This window comes from Mesorhizobium sp. EU05-FHT14A09, from assembly GCF_058790995.1.
On record NZ_JBYTDF010000004.1, the window covers coordinates 441,111 to 462,026 of the forward strand.

Annotated in this window: 17 protein-coding genes; 5 read left to right on the forward strand and 12 right to left on the reverse strand. The window is 62.0% G+C overall.

Annotation, left to right across the window (positions count from 1 at the left end; translation table 11 throughout):
• Positions 1-50: 50 nt before the first annotated feature.
• Positions 51-2,222 (forward strand): right-handed parallel beta-helix repeat-containing protein, encoded by a 2,172-nt coding sequence (locus tag AC3WTO_RS17110; RefSeq protein ID WP_492461940.1) that lies wholly within the window; start codon positions 51-53, stop codon positions 2,220-2,222.
• 127 nt (positions 2,223-2,349) lie between these two features.
• Here AC3WTO_RS17110 and AC3WTO_RS17115 read toward each other — a convergent pair whose 3' ends face one another.
• From AC3WTO_RS17115 to AC3WTO_RS17130, 4 genes are all read right to left on the reverse strand, one after another.
• The gene (locus AC3WTO_RS17115) at positions 2,350-2,601 is read right to left on the reverse strand and encodes a putative hemolysin (protein WP_492461941.1); all 252 of its coding nucleotides are present in this window, start codon (positions 2,599-2,601) and stop codon (positions 2,350-2,352) included.
• Between the two features lie 141 nt (positions 2,602-2,742).
• Positions 2,743-4,767 (reverse strand): RNA polymerase sigma factor RpoD, encoded by a 2,025-nt coding sequence (gene rpoD, locus AC3WTO_RS17120; RefSeq protein WP_492461942.1) that lies wholly within the window; start codon positions 4,765-4,767, stop codon positions 2,743-2,745.
• 299 nt (positions 4,768-5,066) lie between these two features.
• The gene (gene dnaG, locus AC3WTO_RS17125; protein WP_492462122.1) at positions 5,067-7,007 is read right to left on the reverse strand and encodes a DNA primase; all 1,941 of its coding nucleotides are present in this window, start codon (positions 7,005-7,007) and stop codon (positions 5,067-5,069) included.
• 145 nt (positions 7,008-7,152) lie between these two features.
• A complete protein-coding gene (locus tag AC3WTO_RS17130; protein ID WP_492461943.1) occupies positions 7,153-7,581 on the reverse strand; it encodes an RcnB family protein in 429 nt (142 codons plus the stop codon).
• Between the two features lie 449 nt (positions 7,582-8,030).
• Here AC3WTO_RS17130 and AC3WTO_RS17135 point away from each other — a divergent pair, with 449 nt between their 5' ends.
• Entirely contained in the window at positions 8,031-9,695 is a 1,665-nt protein-coding gene (locus AC3WTO_RS17135; RefSeq protein WP_492461944.1) for a Na/Pi cotransporter family protein, read from the forward strand.
• A gap of 108 nt (positions 9,696-9,803) precedes the next feature.
• A complete protein-coding gene (locus tag AC3WTO_RS17140; RefSeq protein ID WP_492461945.1) occupies positions 9,804-10,991 on the forward strand; it encodes an MFS transporter in 1,188 nt (395 codons plus the stop codon).
• Between the two features lie 12 nt (positions 10,992-11,003).
• Here AC3WTO_RS17140 and AC3WTO_RS17145 read toward each other — a convergent pair whose 3' ends face one another.
• From AC3WTO_RS17145 to AC3WTO_RS17160, 4 genes are all read right to left on the reverse strand, one after another.
• The gene (locus AC3WTO_RS17145) at positions 11,004-12,443 is read right to left on the reverse strand and encodes a TRAP transporter large permease (RefSeq protein WP_492461946.1); all 1,440 of its coding nucleotides are present in this window, start codon (positions 12,441-12,443) and stop codon (positions 11,004-11,006) included.
• Positions 12,440-12,943: a TRAP transporter small permease gene (locus AC3WTO_RS17150; RefSeq protein WP_492461947.1), complete on the reverse strand. Its 504-nt coding sequence runs from the start codon at positions 12,941-12,943 to the stop codon at positions 12,440-12,442. Before AC3WTO_RS17150 ends, AC3WTO_RS17145 begins: the two co-directional genes overlap by 4 nt.
• Before the next feature lie 52 nt (positions 12,944-12,995).
• Entirely contained in the window at positions 12,996-14,051 is a 1,056-nt protein-coding gene (locus tag AC3WTO_RS17155) for a TRAP transporter substrate-binding protein (RefSeq protein ID WP_492461948.1), read from the reverse strand.
• Between the two features lie 298 nt (positions 14,052-14,349).
• Positions 14,350-14,832 (reverse strand): GNAT family N-acetyltransferase, encoded by a 483-nt coding sequence (locus AC3WTO_RS17160; protein WP_492461949.1) that lies wholly within the window; start codon positions 14,830-14,832, stop codon positions 14,350-14,352.
• A gap of 88 nt (positions 14,833-14,920) precedes the next feature.
• On the opposite strand from AC3WTO_RS17160, the gene AC3WTO_RS17165 reads away from it, so the two are divergent.
• Positions 14,921-15,925 (forward strand): polysaccharide deacetylase family protein, encoded by a 1,005-nt coding sequence (locus AC3WTO_RS17165; RefSeq protein WP_492461950.1) that lies wholly within the window; start codon positions 14,921-14,923, stop codon positions 15,923-15,925.
• Here AC3WTO_RS17165 and AC3WTO_RS17170 read toward each other — a convergent pair whose 3' ends face one another.
• From AC3WTO_RS17170 to AC3WTO_RS17180, 3 genes are all read right to left on the reverse strand, one after another.
• Positions 15,926-17,164, reverse strand: a complete 1,239-nt coding sequence (locus tag AC3WTO_RS17170) for an RNA polymerase sigma factor (protein ID WP_492461951.1) — start codon at positions 17,162-17,164, stop codon at positions 15,926-15,928.
• Between the two features lie 7 nt (positions 17,165-17,171).
• Entirely contained in the window at positions 17,172-17,546 is a 375-nt protein-coding gene (locus tag AC3WTO_RS17175) for a YciI family protein (protein WP_492461953.1), read from the reverse strand.
• Positions 17,547-17,687: 141 nt separating this feature from the next.
• Positions 17,688-18,137 (reverse strand): GatB/YqeY domain-containing protein, encoded by a 450-nt coding sequence (locus AC3WTO_RS17180; RefSeq protein ID WP_492461954.1) that lies wholly within the window; start codon positions 18,135-18,137, stop codon positions 17,688-17,690.
• A 242-nt stretch (positions 18,138-18,379) separates the two neighbouring features.
• On the opposite strand from AC3WTO_RS17180, the gene carA reads away from it, so the two are divergent.
• Positions 18,380-19,582, forward strand: a complete 1,203-nt coding sequence (carA, locus tag AC3WTO_RS17185) for a glutamine-hydrolyzing carbamoyl-phosphate synthase small subunit (protein WP_492461955.1) — start codon at positions 18,380-18,382, stop codon at positions 19,580-19,582.
• A gap of 51 nt (positions 19,583-19,633) precedes the next feature.
• Here carA and AC3WTO_RS17190 read toward each other — a convergent pair whose 3' ends face one another.
• A complete protein-coding gene (locus AC3WTO_RS17190) occupies positions 19,634-20,902 on the reverse strand; it encodes a TCR/Tet family MFS transporter (protein WP_492461956.1) in 1,269 nt (422 codons plus the stop codon).
• Between the last annotated feature and the right edge of the window lie 14 nt (positions 20,903-20,916).

A 20,916-nucleotide genomic window follows, 5' to 3' on the forward strand; every position in this document is an offset into this window, starting at 1 on the left:
AATCATGTATAATATCCGGACGCCGTTCAATCGGAATCCAAAAGCCTATCATGAAGTTCCCAAGTCTGTTCGCAGCGGCGCTGGTCACCGGCACCGCCCTCTCCAGCCATGCCTTTTCGCAAGTCCAGCAACCGATCCTGGAAGTCGACGGCAACCTTGCTTATGGCAGGGGAACCGGTGGCATCGGCCTGTTCCTGCCCTGGCAGATCGACAACGGCAACGCGGCCTTCTTCGATGCCAGCGGCAGTTTCGTCGAAGGCTCGGCGCGCCAGGGCTCCTTCGGCCTCGGCTATCGCCATCGCGCCGCGAATGACTGGGTCTATGGGGCCTACGGCTATTTCGACAGCTTCAACAGCGAATACGGGCACAACTTCAAGCAGCTGTCCTTCGGCGCGGAAGCGCTCGGACCACTCAAAGAAGCCCGCGCAAACATCTACCTGCCGCTGACAGACGAGAAGGCCATCGCCGGCCTCAGCCGTGTCTTCGTCACCGGTGACGAGTTGAAATTCCGCGCCGGCGGCGAAATCGCCCGTGGCGGTTTCGATGCGGAAGCGGGTGTCCGGTTGCCGTTGTTCCCGGAGGACATGGCCGCCCAGATGAAGGTCTTCGGCGGCACCTACTGGTATGGCGGCAAGGGCGCGATCGATGACACGCTCGGCGTCAAGGCACGGGCAGAGCTGAGCTTCGCCGGTCTCCCCGGTGTTTCAGGCTCGACCCTGGCGCTCGGCGCTTCCGTATCCTACGACAAGCAGGATCGCACCGAGTTCGCCTTCACCGCCCGCCTGCGTGTTCCGCTCGGCGGATCGAGCCGTGTCGGCCAGGCCGCCTTCGACCCGATGTACCAGCATGTCGAACGCGCCGATCTCATCCGCACCTATGCCGGCGCGACCGGAGCCGTGGAAGCGGCCGAATTCGCCTCTGATGGCCGCAAGATCGGCAAGGTGGTGGCGGTCTCCGCCGCAAGCGGCGATGCCAACGCCATCAACACGGCATTGGCGACCGCAGGCAAGGATGCGCTTGTGCTGGCCAGTGGCGACATCTCGCTCGGGCAGACCCTGCAACTTGGCACCGGGCAATATATGCTCGGCGGTGGCGGCGTCATCGGGGTGCGTGGCACCACCAGCCGCTTCGAGGCGGCCTTCCGCAACGATGGCACAGCAGCACGCCTGAGCGGCTCAAACCCACTCGCCAACGTGGTCGCCATGGCCTCAGGCAGCACGATCGATCATCTCGCCATCAGCGGCGGGCTGAGCGCCATCGCCAGCAGTGGCGCGACCGGGATCACGGTTCGCGACGTCCAGATCAGCAAGACCGCCGGCGACGGCATCCGCCTCGACAATGTCACGGGTGCGCTCATCGAAAAGACATCGATCCGCGATCTCTACATCTGCAGCAACAATTCGGACTGCGAGTTCGCGGTCGGCAACCCGAACCGCGCGCCTCATGCTGCAATCAGCGCACTTGGCACCAGCGGGTTGACCGTGCGCGACACGACCATCGACAGCGTCACTTACGGCATCTTCGCCGGCAGCCGCATTGACGACAACGACTGGCCACCGGTCATTACCCATGCCGCCAGCGGCATCACGCTCGACAATGTGACAATCAGCAAGTCACGCCGGGAAGGCGTTCTGCTGGTCGCAGCGAGGGACGTGACCATGAACAAGCTGACGGTCGACAACTCCGCGCAGGGGCTCGACATGGACCTGGTGGTGCTGCAAGGCACGTCGAACGTTGCCATCACCGATATGACGCTCAAAGGCGGTATCAACGGCCTGATGCTGGTCACGGCATCGACCCTGCCCGAGGAAGCCAAGACCACCAATGTGCGCGTCAACGGATTGACGGTCGACAGCACCCGCAATGCCGGCATCTTCTTCAACCCGGTCTCCGACATTCATTTCAAGGACGTCCTGATCACCAATGCCGGCACCTACGGCGCCTTCATCTATGGCAGCGACTGGGACTTCCTCGGCGGGCCGGTAAAGAACATCACTTTTAAGAACACGCGCATCGAGAATGCCGCGAAAGCCGGTCTTTATTTCATGGGACCTGCCATCGACGTCGGCGGCGATGTCGCGATCAAGGGTACGCCACGCAATTGCCTGGTGTCGAGCTTCGGATCCTATGTGAACGGGTCGCTGACCCAGTCGCCGGGCACTTCGCTGCTCCTCAACGGCCGCGAACTTAACGCCGGCAATTTCAAGGCCAATTGTCTTTGAGACCCACAGCGTTTCCGTTTTTGGCGGAAACGCTCCAACTTTGGTTTTTAGGCAACTCCGGACGGAAAACCGCTACGCACTTTTCCTGGAATTGCTCTCGTGATCCCCGTGCTTTCCGGCGCGGGGATCAGCCTTTCGGCCTGACGCACTTCTTGTCGCGGAACAGCGCCCATTCCTCGCAGATGCGGCCGTCGGGAAGGTGGCAATAGCCGGTCTGGTTGCCGCTGGCATCGGTGCGGATCCTGGATTTGCCGCCGATCTTCACACAATGAACCGAAGCCGGATTGGCCATGCCGATCTTCTTGGCAGCTTGTGCATTCCCGATTGCCATAAAAGGCAAGGCCGCAACACAGACCGCTGTCATGAGGATAGTGCGCATTGGTGACCTCCGGAGCATTTCCGCTTCTGTCGGAAACGCGGAAGCACTCTAACTCTACGCCATTCCCAGTGCAAAGGCGCTGCTCACGGTTGCTGGGAGGCTCCAAAGAAAAAGCCCGGGACGTGCCCGGGCTTGGTTGTCTTAGCTGTCGAGGAAGCTTCTCAGCTTGCGGCTGCGGCTCGGATGCTTGAGCTTGCGCAGCGCCTTCGCCTCGATCTGGCGGATACGTTCACGCGTCACCGAAAACTGCTGGCCGACTTCTTCCAGCGTATGGTCGGTGTTCATGCCGATGCCGAAGCGCATGCGCAGCACGCGCTCTTCGCGCGGCGTCAGCGAAGCCAGCACCCGCGTGGTGGTCTCGCGCAGGTTAGCCTGAATTGCGGCATCGATCGGCAGGATCGCGCCCTTGTCCTCGATGAAGTCGCCGAGATGCGAATCCTCCTCGTCGCCGACCGGCGTTTCGAGCGAGATCGGCTCCTTGGCGATCTTCAGCACCTTGCGTACCTTTTCCAGCGGCATGGCCAGCTTTTCGGCCAGCTCTTCCGGGGTCGGCTCGCGACCGATCTCATGCAGCATCTGGCGCGAGGTGCGCACAATCTTGTTGATCGTCTCGATCATGTGCACCGGGATACGGATCGTGCGGGCCTGGTCGGCGATCGAACGTGTGATCGCCTGCCGGATCCACCAGGTGGCATAGGTCGAGAACTTGTAACCGCGGCGGTACTCGAACTTGTCGACCGCCTTCATCAGGCCGATGTTGCCTTCCTGAATCAGATCCAGGAACTGCAGGCCGCGGTTCGTGTACTTTTTTGCGATCGAGATGACGAGACGAAGGTTCGCTTCGACCATCTCCTTCTTGGCGATCGCTGCCTCGCGCTCGCCCTTCTGCACCTGGTTCACGATCTTGCGGAATTCCAGGATCGAGATCGCCGTCTCGGTGGCAAGGTTCTGGATCTCGGAGCGCAGGTCCAGGATCGCATTCTGCTCGTTCTTGGTGAATTCCTTCCAGCCGCGCGTCGTCAGGTTGGCGATGTTGCGGATCCAGTTCGGGTCGAGCTCGGAACCCTGATACTCCTTGAGGAACTCCTCACGGCGCACGCCGTAGCTTTCGGCGAGACGAAGCAACTTGCCTTCATTCTGCACCAGGCGCTTGTTGATGTCGTAGAGCTGCTCGACCAGTGCCTCGATGCGGGCCTGGTTGAGCGACAGCGACTTCACCGCCGTGATCAGCTCGTCCTTGAGCTCCTTCAGGCGACGGTCCTGGCTCGGCGAAAGCGTGCCGGCAGCGGCGAGACGGTTCTCGACCTGCTGATCCTGCAGCTTGCGCAGCTTCTTGTAGGTGTCTGCGATGACGTCGAGCGTCTCCATCACCTGCGGACGAAGCTCGGCTTCCATCGCCGCCAGCGACAGGCTCGCCTCGTCCTCGTCCTCTTCATCCTCTTCGAGGCCGCGGGTATCGCCGCCGACATTGGTGATGTCGTCCTCGTCGTCGCCACGACGGCGCCCAGCCTTGGGCTCGTCCTTCGGCTTGGCGTCTTCCTCGACGCGCTCGACGACCGGCGCCTGCTTGCCCTCGGGGCCGGCATAAGTGGCTTCGAGATCGATGATCTCGCGCAGCAGGATCTTGGCTTCGTTGAGTTCGTCGCGCCAGATGATGATGGCCTGGAAGGTCAGCGGGCTTTCGCACAGGCCCGCAATCATGGTCTCGCGGCCAGCCTCGATGCGCTTGGCGATGGCGATTTCGCCTTCGCGCGACAGCAGTTCCACCGAACCCATCTCGCGCAGATACATGCGCACAGGATCATCGGTGCGGTCGGTCGGCTCCTTCTTGGCGACGGCGGCGACGGCCGTGCCGGTCTGCTCGGCGAGCTCGTTGGCATCATCTTCCGACGAATCGGCGCTCTCGCCTTCAGCGTCGTCGCTCTGCTCGTCGTCCTCGACAACGTTGATGCCCATGTCGCTGAGCATCGCGTTGATGTCTTCGATGCGATCGGGATCCGTCTCTTCGGACGGCAGCACCGCATTCAGCTCGTCGAGAGTGACATAGCCGCGCTTCTTCGCGGCCTTGATCATCTTCTTGACAGCATCATCGGAAAGGTCGAGCAACGGGCCGTCAGTCGTGCCCTCGCGTTCGGTTTCGACCTCTTCCTTTTCCTTAGTCGCCATTCTAAGTCTTCTCCAGACGGCCATCCAAAGGGCCGCTTCGCTGCTGACAAATCAGTTGCGCTCGTTCACAAACGCGCCAGTCATGCCAGTACCTGCTTCTCACTTAAGTCCAGATTAACCCTGATATCTGTGGCGGGTTTCCCTTCCCGTCCAGTGCATACATCGTCTTTTAACGCCGATGCTGGGCATGGGTTAACGTTTCGAATCGTCCTGATTCCGTCATTCTGCCAGAAGGTCAAGCGCCTCTCGCATGATTCGCCTTAAAAAAGCGAATCAATTAGGCGCGCCTGATTGATTGGCTATGCCCTGCCCACCCGGCCGGAGGATACGCCAAACCCTTCGATCAATGCCTCTGTTGCCTGCACGTCGCGGAACTGCGCCTGGATTTCGACCAGATGCCGGTAGTTCTCATCCGTGGGATCGCTGGCGAGCGCCGCTTCGGCCTGCTTCAGTTCCCTATGTAATGTGCGTTGGCTGCGGTGCAAGTGCAACACCTGGTTGAAGGCGTCGCGTGCATCGTCGATCGCCGCGCTTTCCAGCGCCGGCCACTGTCTGGTGCGGCGGATCAGCGCCACGGCGCGCTCCCACACCTCTCGACAGCCGATACGGTCGATCGCCTCGATGATGGTGTCGCGATCGCTGGCCTGCTCGTGCGCGAGCGCATCCAGCAGCGCGGCGTGCAGCCGGCGCAGGTCGCTGTTGGCAAGGTCAAGGAACTCGACATGCTCGAAATTCTCGTCGATCAGCGCCGGATGGTTGACCAGCGCCACCATGACGGTCGCCTCGCGAACCGACATCACCTCACCGGCGCGCTTCACCAGCGCCGAGCGGCCGAGGCTCTCGGTAATGGCATTGCGTCCGGCAGCGGCAGCCCCGCGCGACCATTGGCCACCCTGCCTGCCGCCCTGGCCGCGTTCACCACGTTCGCCAGGCCGTGACGGACGCGAGCCACGCTGCGGCGCAAAGAAGCTTTGCACGCGTTCGCGCATTTCCTGCTGGTAGTGATAACGGACGCTTTCGTCGCGGATGCGGCTGGTGATCTCGCGCAGCGTCTTCTCCAGTTCGGCGCGGCGTTCCGGCGTCTCGAACACATTGCCGGCGGTCTCTCGTGTCCAGATCAGGTCCGCCAGCGGCCGCGCCTCGGCAAGCACGGCACGGAAGGCGTCCGGCCCGTCGGCCTTGACCAGGTCGTCGGGGTCTTTGCCCTCGGGCAAAAGCGCAAAGCGTGCGGTACGCCCCGGCTGGATCGAAGGCAGGATAAGATCGGCCGCGCGCCATGCGGCCTTGAGTCCGGCGGCATCGCCGTCGAAACACAGGACAGGTTCCCCCGACAAGCGCCACAGCAATTCCATCTGGTTTTCGGTGAGCGCCGTGCCGAGCGGCGCCACAGCGTTCTCGAAACCGGCCTGCGCCAGGGCGATCACGTCCATATAGCCTTCGACTGCGATCACCGTCCCGCCACGCGCCACATCCTTGCGGGCACGCGCGAAATTGTAGAGCACATTGCCCTTGTGGAAGAGCTCGGTCTCTGGAGAATTGAGGTACTTCGCCGAAACGTCCGCCGACATCGCGCGACCGCCAAAGGCGATGATGCGCCCTCGCGAATCCGGGATCGGAAACATGATGCGGTCACGGAAACGGTCGTAGGAGACCGGGATATCGTCGCCGAACACCACCAGTCCGCAGGCCTCGATCTGCGCTTTCTCGGCACCTCTTGAGGCCAGGAATTCCTTCAGTGCATTGCGGCTATCCGGCGCGAAACCCAGCCGGAACGACTGCTGTGTCGCCGGCGTCAGGCCGCGCTCACGCAGATAGGCGCGCGCCCTGGCTCCGTCGGAACCCTGCAGTCGCTCCTGGAAGAACACCGTCGCCATTTCCATGACATCGGTCAGGCTGGCGCGCTGTCTTTCACGCTGCTCCGCCTGTTCGTCGCGCGCCGGCATCGGCACGCCGGCCATGTCAGCGACGCGTTCGACCGCCTCCGGGAAACTCATGCCGTCGAGTTCCGTCAGAAAGCGGAAATGGTCGCCCGAAACGCCGCAGCCAAAACAATGGTAGCGACCCTTCTTGTCCTCGCAGTGGAACGATGGCGTCTTCTCGCCATGGAACGGACAGCACCCCCAATAGTCGCCGCGCGGCGCATTGGTCTTCTTCCTGTCCCATGCAACGCGTTGGCCGATCAGCGAGGAGATCGGCACGCGGTCGCGTATCTCATCGAGGAAGGTCGGGGGAAAGCGCATGGCGATCATATAAGCACGGCCGCCTGAACTGGCTATCGCAATCGCCGGCAATGCCCGATTTTCACAGAGGGCCCCGTTTTTCACAAACGGCAATGCAAAGAGGCGGCCCTGCCGGACCGCCTCTCACTTTTGCTAGACCTTTGGCCTAGCGCGCGGCAAGCACGCCCGCGATCAGGCCCGTGGCGATGCCGACAAGCAGATACTCGTCGCCGACGCGGATCCATTGCTGGCCGGCACTTGGGCGACGCAGGCCGTAGCGATGATAATCGCGAATGCCCTGGTAACGTTTCCATTCCCGGTAACGCTGGCCTTTCTTCCAGTGTGGCTCGCGCACCACTTCCTTGCGGATGATCACCCGCTTCTCAACGCTGCGACGGTCGTAACGATTGTCGTAGCGCCGGTCGCCGTGACGCCGCTCTTCATAGCGGCGGTCCTTGCGGATCGGCTCCTGCCACTGGACAGTGGTGACATTCGACTGCGGAACGCTGATCGCAGCGACCGGCGCAGCAAAGCCCTGCAAGGTCGACGCCGCCAGCATCGATACGGCCATGGCCGAAAGAACAAGACGTTTCATGGGTGACTCCTCGTTTATACACACGATGGAAATAGAGTTCACAACATGAACCAAAACTGAATGTTCTCATTACAATTTCGTAATGAACACGGATGGTTAGAGGCGTTTTTGCACCTTCAAGGACGAGGCAACTCGTCCTCTCGCGCAGACGCAAAAGCCCACATTTGCAACGGGTGTCCGGCTTGCGCGTTACATGCCGCACAGTGACGACAGCAGTTTCGCTCATGTCCAAATCCGACACCGGCCGCCGCTTGTCGGAGCACGACGACATCAACAGCAGATTATTATCCGGCTAATGTCAGAATCGCCCGATTTGCCCTATATGTAACGTTCATGATCAACGCCGTTTCAAATCAGGCCGACGCCAGTTTGACGCCACCGGCCACGTTTCCATCCACAAATCCTGACGGATTGGGGCACGCCGCACGTCGTGTATCGAGGATACAGGCATGAGCGGCTCGGTCGTGCTCCTGCATCTGGCCGGTGCCGTGGCGCTGATGCTGTTTGCCACCCGCATGGTGAAGACCGGTGTCGAGCGCGCCTATGGCGACGTGCTGCGGCTGAAGCTGCGCGGCACGATGAAGAACCCGTTGCTGGCGGTGCTGGCAGGCACCGCGCTGGCAATCGCATTGCAGAGCTCCACCGCAGTCACGCTGCTGGTCGGCTCCTTCGCCGGTGCAGGCATTGTGTCCGGCATGGCTGGACAGCTCGCCGTGCGCGGCGCCGAAATCGGCTCGGCGCTGGTCGTCAAGCTGCTCACCTTCGATCTGACGCTGATCGTCCCGATCTGCCTGATCACCGGCACGATCATGTTCATGGCGACCGAGCGACGCGACTGGCGCCAGATCGGCCGTATCCTGATCGGCGTCGGCCTTCTGCTGCTGTCGCTGGAGATGATCGGCCAAGCTTCCGAGCCGCTGCGCGAAAGCCAGCTGCTGCCCGTCATCATCGACTATTTCAAAGGCGATCCCGTCACTGCCTATCTGCTCGCGGCCGTCGCTACCTGGCTGTTCCAGTCGAGCATTGCCGCAGTGCTCCTGATGACCACGCTCGCCGGGCGCGGCTTCATCCCGCCGGAGCTCGGCATCGTGCTGGTGCTGGGCGTCAACCTCGGCTCCTCGATCATCGCGCCGCTGCTCACCCGCAACGCCGAGCCTGCCGTGCGTGTCGTTCCGGTCGGCAACCTTCTGATGCGCGGGCTCGGCTCGCTGGTGATGCTCACATTGTTCCTGGCCTTTAAGCCGCCGGTGACATTCCTCGGCAGCACCGGGCCGGACCAGATCGTCAACGCGCACATCCTGTTCAACGTCATCATCCTGCTCGCCGGTTTGCCTTTGGCCGGCCTTGTCTACAGGGTCTCGCAGAAGATCGTCGCAATGGGCGCCAAGGAAGCTCCCGCGGATGCCTTCCAGGTGACGGAGCTCTCGGCATTGAACGAAGCCGCGCTCAACACGCCCGCGCAGGCGCTCGGTAACGCTACCCGCGAGGTCGTGCGCGTCTGCGAAACCGTCGAGATCATGCTGAAGCGTGTCATCGACCTCTACGAGCAGGCCGACGAAGACAAGATCAAGGCGCTTGCGGCACTCGACGACCGGGTCGATCAGAAACATGCCGCCATCAAACTCTACCTCGCCAAGGTCACCAAGAATTCCCTGACCGAAGATGAGGCCTTGCGCTGCCAGGAATTGATCGGCGCCTGCGTCAAGCTGGAGCAGGTCGGCGACATCATCGTGCGCAACATGCTGCCGATGGTGCGCAAGAAGATGGAGCGCGGACTGGAATTCACGCCTGAGGGTTGGCGTGAACTGACCGCCTTCCACGCCTCCGTGCTTGCCAATGCGCGGCTCGCTTTCAACGTGCTGGTTTCCAGCGACGCCGAAACCGCACGCCAGATCGTCGAGGAAAAGGACCGGCTGCGCGACCGCGAGAAGCAGACGAGCCAGGCACATTTCCTGCGCCTGCGCGATGGCTCGCCCAACTCGATCGAGACCAGCACCATCCATCTCGACACAATCCGCGACCTGAAGCAGATCAACTCACTGCTCGCCTCGATCGCCTATCCGGTGCTCGAAAAGCGTGGCCTGCTCAGCGATTCCCGCTTGCGCGCCAGCTGATCGCCAGGATGGCTATCCAGAAAAACTAAACCCCGGTCCACGATTTCTGGATTGCCTGTCAGGTCCAATCGTGTTCAGAGGCCGTTCATAAGCCCTTTGAGCATTGCCATGCCACTTCCCCTGATTGCGCTTTTCCTTGCCGCCTTCGCTTTCGGCACGACCGAATTCGTCATTGCGGGTGTGCTGCCGCAGGTCGCGGAAGGCTTGAGCGTCTCCATCCCGAGTGCCGGCTATCTCGTCTCCGGCTATGCGCTCGGCATCGCGATCGGCGGCCCGTTGCTGACACTCGCCACATCCAGAGTACCGCGCAAGACGCTGCTGATCGCTCTCGCGATTGCTTTCACCATTGGTCAGGTTGCCTGCGCCGTGGCACCAGACTTCCTGTCGATGCTGGCGCTGCGCGTTGCGGTTGCCGTCGCGCACGGCGCCTATTTCGGCGTCGCCATGGTGGTCGCCGTCGGCCTGGTCCGGCCAGAACAGCGTGGCATGGCGATCGCGCTTGTGCTGTCCGGCCTTACCGTCTCCAATATCATCGGCGTGCCGGTCGGCACCGCGGTCGGCAATCTCTGGGGTTGGCGCGCCACTTTCTGGGTCATGAGCCTGCTGGGTGTCGCCTCCCTTCTAGCCATGGCGCTGCTCATTCCCCGCGCCACCGGAACCTCCGCAAGACCTGCCGGGCTCGCTCGTGAAGTGCGTGCGCTTGGCCGTCAGCAGGTCTGGACCTCGCTTATCCTGATGCTGATGCTGATGATGGGCCAGATGACACTCTACACCTACATCACTCCCTTCCTTGAGGAAGTGACAGATCTGACCAAGGCGCAAGTGCCGTGGGTGCTGCTGCTCAATGGCGTCGGCGCGACCATCGGTGTGTTCGTCGGCGGCCGGTTGGCGGACTGGAAGCTGATGCCGTCGCTCATCACCATGCTCGCGCTGCAGGCGGTGATGCTGACGATCGTCTATCTGGTCAGCCCCTACCCGCTGCCGATGGTCGTCGCGATCACACTGTGGGGCGCACTCAACTTCTCCATCGGCGCGCCAATCCAGGCCCGTATTCTGTCCTGGACGGCCGATGCTTCAAACCTTGCTTCATCGCTGATCCCGTCAGGCTTCAACATCGGCATTGCGCTCGCCTCTTCGATCGGCGCCATGGTGCTCAGCGCGGGCTACGGTTATCGCATCCTGCCTGTGCTCGGTATCATTGCGATGGTCGTGGCTTTTGCCGTAGCCGTCATCTCTTACGCCGCCGAGCGCCGCAGCGGCCTGCGCCCGCCTTTGCCCGCGGGTGCAGCCGAGTAAACGATCTTCGCCTCAGTTGAGAACGCGTACCAGCCATAGCGACAGCACCGGCAAGGCCGTCAGCAGCGCCAGCCGAATTACGTCGGCGATCACGAAGGGCATCACTCCGCGATAGGTGCGGGTGATCGGCACGTCGCCGGCAATCTTGTTGATGATGAAGACGTTGAGGCCGATCGGCGGCGCAGCAAGACCGATACCAACCACCACCAGCACGAGGATGCCGAACCAGATCGCCACATCCTCCGCACCCATGCCGAAATCCAGCGCCAGCACGATCGGTACGAAGACCGGCAGGGTCAGAAGGATCATTGCCAGCTCATCCATGACCGCGCCCAGCACGATGTAGACCAGCAGCATGCCGATCAGCACCGCATAGGGCGCCATCCCGGAGTTGCCGATCATCTCCGCAACGGTGGAAGGCATGCGCGTCAGCGCCAGGAAGGCACCGAAAACTTCCGCTCCGAGCAGGATGAGGAAGATCATGCCGGACGTCTCCGCCGTCTGCAGCAGCGCCTCGCGCATGTTGCCGACATTCAGTTTGCGCTGCGCGAGTCCGAAAACCAGCATGACGATGACACCGACCGCCGCCCCTTCCGTCGGGGTAAAGACACCGCCATAAATGCCGCCTACGACAATGACCGCGACGGCGGCCGCAGGCACCAGTGCGAAATCTGCAACCAACAGCACCAGTCCGATGATCGCTGCCAGCACCGCGACCGTGACGCTGACCAGCCCGAAGTAGCCGGCGCCGATGGCAGCCAATGCGACAAGACCGCCGATGGGCCGCGCCCAAGCAGGTTGTGGCAGGCGTTCGACCTCACGCTCGACCGGCGGAGCAAGTTCCGGTCGCCGCCGCACGACGACGGCAATCGCAATGCAATAGAACGCAGCAGCGAGCAGGCCGGGAATGAGTGCTGCCTGGAACAGCTTGGCGATGTTCTGCTCGGCGGTGATGGCGTAGATCACCAGGATGACCGAAGGCGGAATGAGAATGCCCAGCGTCCCGCCTGCCGCAATCGTACCTGTGGCGAGGCCGAGATCGACCTTGGCGCGGCGCAGCTCCGGCATGGCCGCGCGCCCGAACGTCGCGGTGGTCGCGACCGAGGAGCCGCAGATGGCGCCGAAGCCCGTGCAGGCGAGGATGACCGCCATCGGCAGGCCGCCGCGCGTCTTGCCCAGCCGCCGCTCAGCCGCCTGGAACAGCGTCGCTGCCATACCGGACCGTTCTGCCAGCGCGCCCATCAGGATGAACAGCGGGATGACCGAAAGCGTATAGGAGGCGAATTGCCGGTAGGTATTGGTCTGCAGGTAGTAGAACAGCGCGTTCCAGCCAGAAAGATAAGCGTAGCCGCCTGCCCCCACCACCAGCATGGCAAGTGCGATCGGCATGCGGATCGCGATCAGGACCAGCATCACCGCGAAACCAAGAAGGGCTAGTTCGACGCCGCTCACGCGCGGCCTCCGAATTTCAGGATGGCAACTGCCAATGCCCCCAGGAAAGCCACCGCCGAAAGAGCCGCGCAAATGGCGTAGACCGGCCAGATTGGCCAGGAAATCTGGACCATGGTTTCGTTGTATTGGAAGGATTCCTGTGCGCCCGATACGAGTCCCCAAGCAAAGAAACCGAGGAAAGCGGCGAGCACGAGATCCCATGCTGCATCGATTGTGGCGTTCGTCCTCGCCGGCAGGCGCTGCGTGAAGGTATCGACCGCGATGTGGCCGTTGCGCATCTGCGTGTAAGGCAGGAACGCGAAAACGGCGACACCGATGCCGATCTCGACGAATTCATAGTCGGCCGGGATCGGCTTGTTGAAAAGCCAGCGGCCAACCACGCTCGTGGTGACAATTCCGGCCACGATCAGGATCAGGATACCGCCGGCAATCGCCACGGCCGCCGTTGTCGCCTCCACAGCCCGGGCGAAGCGCCCCGGCGATCCCGATTGCGCCTCCATCAGACCTCCCTCACCCGGATCCGCGCAAAGACGCAACCGACTCTAGCGGACATCAAGCCGCGCTGTACTTGGTGATCAGCGCCTTGGCCTGCTCGAGCAGCGCGGCACCATCAAGGCCCTTGCCTTTCATGTCCTCGACCCATTTGTCGCGTACGGGTTTCGTCGCCTCGACCCAGCGGGCCTTTTCTCCTTCGCTGATCTCAGAGACCGTATTCTTGCCGCTGGCCTTCACCTTGTCGGCCACTTGCGAGCCGACATCGTCCCACATCTTGCCGGCGAGCTTGGCAAAGGTCATCCCCGAATTCTTGTCGAGCACCGCCTTTAGCTCGTCCGGCAAGCTGGCGTAGCGGTCCTTGTTCATGGCCAGGAAGAAGGTCGCGGTGTAGAGCGTCGGGGTGCCCGGAACAGAAGTATGATAGCGGGTCAATTCATCGACCTTGATGGAAGGTACAACTTCCCACGGGATCACGGCGCCATCGATCACCTTCTGCGCCAAGGCTTCCGGAGTCTGCGGAACAGGCATCGATACCGAGACCGCGCCCAGTGCCGAAAGCGCTTCACCGGCCAGCCGCGTCGGGTTGCGCAGCTTGAGACCGGCCAGATCCTCCATCTTGGCGATCGGCTTGTTGGTGTGGATCAGGCCTTGGTCATGCGCCCAGAACGACAGCAGTTTGACGTCCGCGGTCTCCTTGGCGAGGTTGGCTTCACCATACTCCTGTGCCGCCGGCGCATTGGCGGTAGCCTTGGATGCCGCGACGAAGGGCAGTTCGAACACTTCGGTCGACGGGAAGCGTCCCGGCGTATTGCCAGGCAAGGTCCAGACGATATCGACGACACCATTGCGTGCCTGATCGTAAAGCTGCGGCGGCTTACCGCCGAGTTGCATGGCGGGATAAATCTCGATCTTCAGCTTGTCGCCGCTGTCGGCGGCCACCTGCTTTGCCCATGGCTCCAACAGCTTGGAATGCACGTTGGAGACCGGCGGCAGGAAGTGATGCAGTTTGAGCGTCACGGTCTCCTGGGCGCGGGCGCCCGTTGTACCGAGCAGTGCCGGCGCCGCCAGAAGCGAAGCGGAACCCTGCATGAATTTCCGACGCGAAATGGCCATTCCCATCCTCCCTGGAACAGTCGATAGTTAACGCGTTATTTAGAGCGCGGAACTTGTGGGCTGGACCGAGGCTTGTCAAGCAGATGTGCTCCGAACCGCCGTCCAAAATTTCGCAATGTGAAATTGGTAGCGTCCTTCTTCGCATAAGCCAATGCCGTCTCGAGCGTTTCGAACGGCCAACTGACACGAGAGCCTTCCGTTTTCACGGAAACTCTGAAACACTCCAACTCGTTGTTTTCACGCCATTCCGGACAGAAGACCGTTGCGAACTTTTCCTGAAATTGCTCTGGCGTATGCGTCAGTCCCTTAACCCCAGCACCATGACCAACGCCTTGCCCAGCAAGGTCTCGGTCTCTCCCACCAGTTCGAAACCGCAACGGCGGTAGAAGCCTTCCACTTCCAGCGCAGCCACGACCTTCAGCGAGACAGCGCCGGAGATTTGTGCGTGTCGCCTGGCAGCCTCGACCAACGCCTTGCCGACACTCCTGCCTGCCACTTTCGGCTCGACGAACAGTCCGTCGAGCTCCGATACTCCGTCGCCGATCGGCAGCACGATGGCAAACCCCGCGATATTGCCGTCGACTTCGGCCACGATGGCGCGTCCATCGTCCAGGTGCTCCGCAGGCAGATGCACGATGTTACGATCCCCGAGCAAGGCATCACGATAAGCCGGATGCACCAGCGAGGCCCGCCACTGCAATTCTTCAAGGGCCAGACGCTCGCTCTGACGGGCATCACGCAAAACGATGGACGCAGGTTCCAGTGCTGTTTTCTCTTCCATGAAGCTGCTGCCAATTCTTCAGCGCAATGCAGGCGCAATGAACATGCTCGAACACAGCACAGGATGCCCACAGCAACTCGATGCGGAAATGACCCAGACCAGAAAGACCATTGCCCAGGGCAGGCTTGCAGCAGTTGCCGCAATCCTTGTCGGCTTTGCGCTGTTTTCCCAATGTGGCCCCGGTGGATTGCAGGCAGCTGAATCGGCCGCAGACCGGACGGTCGCGATCACTTTCGACGACCTGCCGCACGTCAATGCGGCCGACCCCGAAGCGCCGCGGCCGCCGACTTTCGATGCCGTTCGGCAGGTGAATCGCGATATTCTCGGTACACTGAAATCGCATGCAGCCCCTGCGACGGGCTTCGTCGTTGAAAAACGCGTGGAACAGCTTGGAGCGATCGGCAAGGAGGTCTTGGCAGACTGGATTGCCGCCGGACTTGAACTCGGCAACCACACCTACTCCCATGCCGACAGCAACGGGCTCGATATCGACGCTATCGAGAAAGAAATCGTCGACGGCGAACGCAGCATCGGCCCACTCCCGGTCCGCTCTGCGGTCTCAAAACCGCGCTTCTTGCGCTTTCCCTACAACCATGTCGGCAACACGCCGGAGAAACAGCAAGCGATTGCTGCACTTGCTGCGAAACACGGTTACACGCTGGCCGCTTCGACCATCGACACATCCGACTATCTGTTCGACCGGGCTTATGAAAAGGCGCTCGCGGCGAAGGACCCCGCCAAGGCCGAGCGCATCGTCGCTGCCTATCTCGAGCACAGCAGGGAACAGATCGCCTACTATGCCGATCTCAACCGCCAGGTACTGGGATACGAACCGCCGGCGATCATGCTCTTGCATGTGAACAGCCTGAACGCCGCCACTCTTGATCGCATCCTGGTCCTGTTTGAAGAAGCCGGATACCGCTTCGTCACGCTGGAAACGGCACAGGCCGATCCCATCTACGGCAAACCGCTGACCGCAGCGACCAAGTTCGGCCCGATGTGGGGATATCGCTGGGCGCGGCAATACAACGTCAAGGTCAATGGCAGCGCCGAAAAGGAACCCGCGGACTGGGTCGTGCAGTACGGGCAGTAGTCAGCCGCGGTCGATCTCGGCCAGCCGCGCTTCCAGAAAACGCCGCTCGGCGGGTTGCCTGACAAGTTCCAGCGCACGTCGATAGGAGATCCTGGCGGCATCCCCCTGCCCCAGCCTGCGCTGCATGTCGGCGCGGGCAGCGTGCGCAAGATGATAACCCTCGAGCCCGCCCGAGCCTAACGCCATCTCAATCGCCGCCAGTCCAGCCGCCGGCCCATCCCGCATGCCGATCGCTGCAGCACGGTTGAGCGAAGCCACTGGGGAAGGATCGACACGCAGCAGCGTGTCGTAGAGACCAACAATCTGCGCCCAATCGGTGTTCTCAATGCTGGGTGCGCTGGCATGGACAGACGCGATCGCCGCCTGCAGCAGACAAGGTCCGGCCCTGCGCATGGCAAACCCGCGTTCGACAAGGCCAAGGGCCTCAGCGATCAGATTCCTGTCCCATAAGGAGCGGTCCTGGTTTTCCAGCAGCACAAGGTCTCCGGCTGCGTCGACACGTGCCGTCCGCCGGGACTCATGCAGCAGCATCAGAGCGAGAAGACCGATCGGCTCCGGTTCCTCGAGCAGTCCCATCACCAGTCGCCCGAGACGCATTGCCTCGGCACCCAGATCGGTCCGGGTCAGTTGCGGCCCTTCGGTCGCGGCATAAGCTTCGTTGAAGACGAGATAGATCACCTTCAGCACGCTTTCGATACGAGCCGGCAGTTCGGCACGGCCAGGCACCTCATAGGGAATCGCATCGTCGCGGATCTTCGCCTTGGCGCGCACGATGCGCTGCGCGATCGTCGGCGCCGGCGCCAGATAGGCGCGGGCGATTTCTTCCGTCGTCAGTCCGCCAACCTCCCGCAATGTCAGCGCGATGCGTGCGTCCGGCGCCAATGCCGGGTGGCAACAGGTGAAGATCAGCCGCAGCTCATCATCGTGGATCGTTTCCGGAAACACGGTTTCGGCTGTCGTATCGGCCAGGGCGATAAGTTCCGGCACGGCAGCGGTGAGCCTGGCCTGCCTGCGCCAGCGGTCGATGGTCTTGAAACGACCCGTCGAAACCAGCCAGGAATAGGGATTGGCTGGAACGCCTTCGACCGGCCAGCGCTGCGCGGCGGCGGCAAAAGCCTCATGCAGGGCCTCTTCCGCCGCCTCGAATCCGCCGAGCAGACGGATCAGCGTTGCCAGCACGCGCCGCTTTTCGCTGCGGTAGACCGCCTCGACGGCAGCGCGTGCCTCGGCTTCGGTCACCGTCGCCTCAAAGATCGGCCAGCGTGGGAGGTGGCGTCGAGAAATCCACCGCCGGCCGCACTTCGATCGAACCGATACGTGCCAGCGGATGGGTGCTGGCGACACGCGCTGCTTCGTTGAGGTCGCGGGCGTCGATGACGATGATGCCGCCCAGCATCTCGCGGGTTTCCAGGAACGGTCCGTCGGTGGACGACATCTTGCCGTCGCGCACTTGCACCGTCATAGCGGTGGACGGCAGTTCGAGTGCCTCCCCGGCGACGAAATGGCCGCTTTCCTTCAGCTTTTCGTCATGGTCCGCGCATTCGGCGAGCGCAGCGTTGGATTCGGCACTGCCATCGAACAGCTTCTTGGCATCGTAGTAGATCAGGCAGATATAGCGCACGGGTCATCTCCTTGCGGTGCGTTGTTGACGCCCTTTGTCGAACGGCCGGATCCGGATTCGACATCGCCCGAAAATTTTTTCGAAAAGTTCCAGCCTCTTTGGAAGGCGCGCCCGAACCGCCGCCTTCTCTGAAACGGGAGGCTAGCCCAAAAGCGCTTTCACCACGCCGCTGGCTTTGCCGAAATCCATCTGCCCCGCGAACTTCTCACGAAGCGCTGCCATCACCTTGCCCATGTCCTTGACCCCGGCAGCTCCGGTTTCGGCGATCACGGCGCGGATCGCCGCCTCGGTCTCGGCGGCATCCATCTGCGTCGGCAGGAAATCGCGAATGATCGTGATCTCGGCACGCTCATTGGCAGCGAGCTCTGGCCGGCCGCCATCCTCGAAGGCCTTGGCCGATTCCTCGCGCTGCTTCACCATCTTGGCCAGGATCTGCAGGATCTCGTCGTCGCTGGCGGCGTCCTTGCCATTACCGCGGTTGGCGATGTCGCGATCCTTGATCGCCGACTGGATCAGCCGAAGCGTTGTGAGCCGCGGCTTGTCGCCGGCTTTCATGGCTGCCTTGACCTCTTCGGTGACCTTCTCGCGCATCGTCCTGCTCCTTGGTTTCGACCTGATAAATGGCATTTCAGTCGAAATCACAAGCTTGCGGTACGAATCCTGTCCTGCCGCACCTTGCAGCGATTGACCCTGCCCGCCCCTTCACTTAAGGGAGGGCCTTGCAACCAAACTGGTTACATGGATTGGCGTGGGCAAAGCTGCCCGGCGCTTCTTGGCGCGCAATCTGGGACCGGCATGGTTGCCATTTGTTCGTCTCTTGATGGAGAGCCGCCATGGCCGCGACCGCCCCCTGGACCACCGAAACGCCAACCGCCGTTCTGGTGCTGGCCGATGGCACGGTCATCGAAGGGCGCGGCCTCGGCGCCACCGGCTCTGCCGTTGCCGAAGTCTGCTTCAACACCGCGCTCACCGGTTATGAGGAAATCCTCACCGACCCTTCCTATGCCGGCCAGATCGTCACCTTCACCTTCCCGCATATCGGCAATGTCGGCACCAATGATGAAGACATTGAGGACCTGAACCCGGCCGTGCGTGCCGGGGCCGTCGGCGCCATCTTCAAGGCCGATGTCACCGACCCGTCCAGTTTCCGCGCCGCCGGACACCTCGACCAGTGGCTGAAGCGTCGCGGCATCGTTGCCCTGTCCGGCATCGACACGCGTGCGCTCACCGCACTGATCCGCGAAAAGGGTATGCCCAACGCCGTCATAGCACATGCTCCTGACGGCAAGTTCGACATCGATGATCTCAAGCGCCGCGCCGCCGCATGGTCGGGCCTCGTCGGCCTCGACCTCGCCAAGGACGTGACATCCGGCCAGTCCTCAGTCTGGAAGGAAACTCCCTGGGCCTGGAACGAAGGCTATGGCGAACAGGCAGAACCGACCATGCACGTGGTGGCGATCGACTATGGCGTGAAGCGCAACATCCTGCGCCTGCTCGCCGGCCTCGGCGCCAAGGTCACCGTGGTCCCGGCCAAGACAGGCGCCGACGAGATCCTGGCCATGAAGCCGGATGGCATCTTCCTGTCCAACGGCCCCGGCGATCCCGCTGCCACCGGTGAATATGCGGTTCCGGTCATCCGTGACCTGCTCAAGACCGACATCCCGGTCTTCGGCATCTGCCTTGGCCACCAGATGCTGGCACTGGCGCTCGGCGGCAAAACCGAGAAGATGCACCAGGGTCATCACGGCGCCAACCATCCGGTCAAGGATCACACCACCGGCAAGGTTGAGATCGTGTCGATGAACCACGGCTTCGCGGTTGACTCCAAGTCGCTGCCCGAAGATGTTGAAGAGACTCACGTTTCACTGTTCGACGGTTCGAACTGCGGCATCACGCTGAAGGGCCGTCCGGTGTTCTCCGTGCAGCATCATCCCGAAGCTTCGCCCGGACCGCAGGATTCACACTATCTGTTCCGCCGCTTCGCCAATCTGATCCGCGCAAAGAAGGGCGAGCCAGCGCTGACCGAACGGGCTTGACGACAAGATTTCAGGGACAAAAAAAGGCGGCCTAGGCCGCCTTTTTAATTCTCAGTGACCGCCGGCCGCGCCTTCCTGCGTGTGCATCTGCTCGACCTCCTTCGGTGTCGGTTTTGCCACCTTGGTAACAAAGACGAGTACCGACATGGCCAGGAAGAACGCCGCCAGCAGATAAGGCGCACCGCCGAACGTTATCGGCGCATCCGGTCCGGTGAACCACGAGAAGATTGCCGTATAGAGCAGCGGCGTGATGATCGAGGTGATCGAGAAGATCGACGTCATCGCCCCCTGCAATTCACCTTGCGCCGACGGTGGTACCTTGGCGGCGGCAAGGCTGCGCAGCGGCGGATCCGCAAGTGCTTCCAGGCAGCCAGCCACGACGACGGCATAGATCATCCAGCCCTGCATCGCGAACGCATAGCCGATAGCGCTTGCCGCCGTGAACGACAGTCCGATTGCCGCCGTTTTCCACTCGCCTAGCGCGGGAATGACACGCGGGAGGATCGTCGCCATGACGATCGCGCCACACAGACCGAAGGCACCGAGCGAAAAGCCGATCTGCTGTTCGCTCCAGCCGTAACGATAGGTGGAAACAAACGACCACACAGCCGGGTAGACCATGTGGCCAAGCGTCATAAGAAAGAACGCCAGGCCGATCCAGCCGATGCCGTCATAGTTGCGCATCTGCATGAGCGTGCCGACTGGGTTCGCCCGCTTCCATTCGAAGCGGCGACGGTGCTTCTTGTCCAGCGTTTCCGGCAGCAGGAAGTACCCGATGATGAAATTGAGCAAGGCGAGCCCAGCCGCGAAATAGAACGGTACGCGCGGCCCGAACGTGCCTAGCAGGCCGCCGAGCACCGGACCGATGACGAAGCCGACGCCAAAGGCGATGCCGAGCAGGCCGAAATTCTTGGCCCGGTTCTCGTCGGTGGAGATATCGGCGATGAAGGCCGACGTGGTCGAGTAGCTGGCGCCGGAAATGCCGGCAAGCACACGCCCGATGAACAGCATCGGATAGGACCAGGCGATGGCGCAGATCAGATTGTCGATGGAGAAGGTCAGCACAGAGGCGAGCAACACCGGCCGACGGCCGAAGCGGTCGCTAAGGCCACCGATGATCGGCGCGAACACGAATTGCATGGCTGCATAGACGAAGAACAGCCAGCCGCCCTCGATCGCGGCTTCGGAAACACCGACGCCAGTCAACTCCTGCAGATAGGCCGGCAGCACCGGCATGATGATGCCGAAACCGATAATATCGAGCAAAAGCGTGGTGAAGACGAGGATCAGGCCTCGTCTGGCGGTCTTGGCTTCCAGCATGGTGGCTCATCCCT

Bases quoted from the DNA above. Each gene is read 5' to 3' on its own strand.
- AC3WTO_RS17115 (WP_492461941.1), bottom strand. From the start codon at position 2,601: ATGCGCACTATCCTCATGACAGCGGTCTGTGTTGCGGCCTTGCCTTTT.
- AC3WTO_RS17190 (WP_492461956.1), bottom strand. From the start codon at position 20,902: ATGCTGGAAGCCAAGACCGCCAGACGAGGCCTGATCCTCGTCTTCACC.
- AC3WTO_RS17135 (WP_492461944.1), top strand. From the start codon at position 8,031: ATGAGCGGCTCGGTCGTGCTCCTGCATCTGGCCGGTGCCGTGGCGCTG.
- AC3WTO_RS17180 (WP_492461954.1), bottom strand. From the start codon at position 18,137: ATGCGCGAGAAGGTCACCGAAGAGGTCAAGGCAGCCATGAAAGCCGGC.
- AC3WTO_RS17130 (WP_492461943.1), bottom strand. From the start codon at position 7,581: ATGAAACGTCTTGTTCTTTCGGCCATGGCCGTATCGATGCTGGCGGCG.
- AC3WTO_RS17150 (WP_492461947.1), bottom strand. From the start codon at position 12,943: ATGGAGGCGCAATCGGGATCGCCGGGGCGCTTCGCCCGGGCTGTGGAG.
- AC3WTO_RS17165 (WP_492461950.1), top strand. From the start codon at position 14,921: ATGACCCAGACCAGAAAGACCATTGCCCAGGGCAGGCTTGCAGCAGTT.
- AC3WTO_RS17110 (WP_492461940.1), top strand. From the start codon at position 51: ATGAAGTTCCCAAGTCTGTTCGCAGCGGCGCTGGTCACCGGCACCGCC.
- rpoD (WP_492461942.1), bottom strand. From the start codon at position 4,767: ATGGCGACTAAGGAAAAGGAAGAGGTCGAAACCGAACGCGAGGGCACG.
- dnaG (WP_492462122.1), bottom strand. From the start codon at position 7,007: ATGCGCTTTCCCCCGACCTTCCTCGATGAGATACGCGACCGCGTGCCG.
- carA (WP_492461955.1), top strand. From the start codon at position 18,380: ATGGCCGCGACCGCCCCCTGGACCACCGAAACGCCAACCGCCGTTCTG.
- AC3WTO_RS17140 (WP_492461945.1), top strand. From the start codon at position 9,804: ATGCCACTTCCCCTGATTGCGCTTTTCCTTGCCGCCTTCGCTTTCGGC.
- AC3WTO_RS17160 (WP_492461949.1), bottom strand. From the start codon at position 14,832: ATGGAAGAGAAAACAGCACTGGAACCTGCGTCCATCGTTTTGCGTGAT.
- AC3WTO_RS17155 (WP_492461948.1), bottom strand. From the start codon at position 14,051: ATGGCCATTTCGCGTCGGAAATTCATGCAGGGTTCCGCTTCGCTTCTG.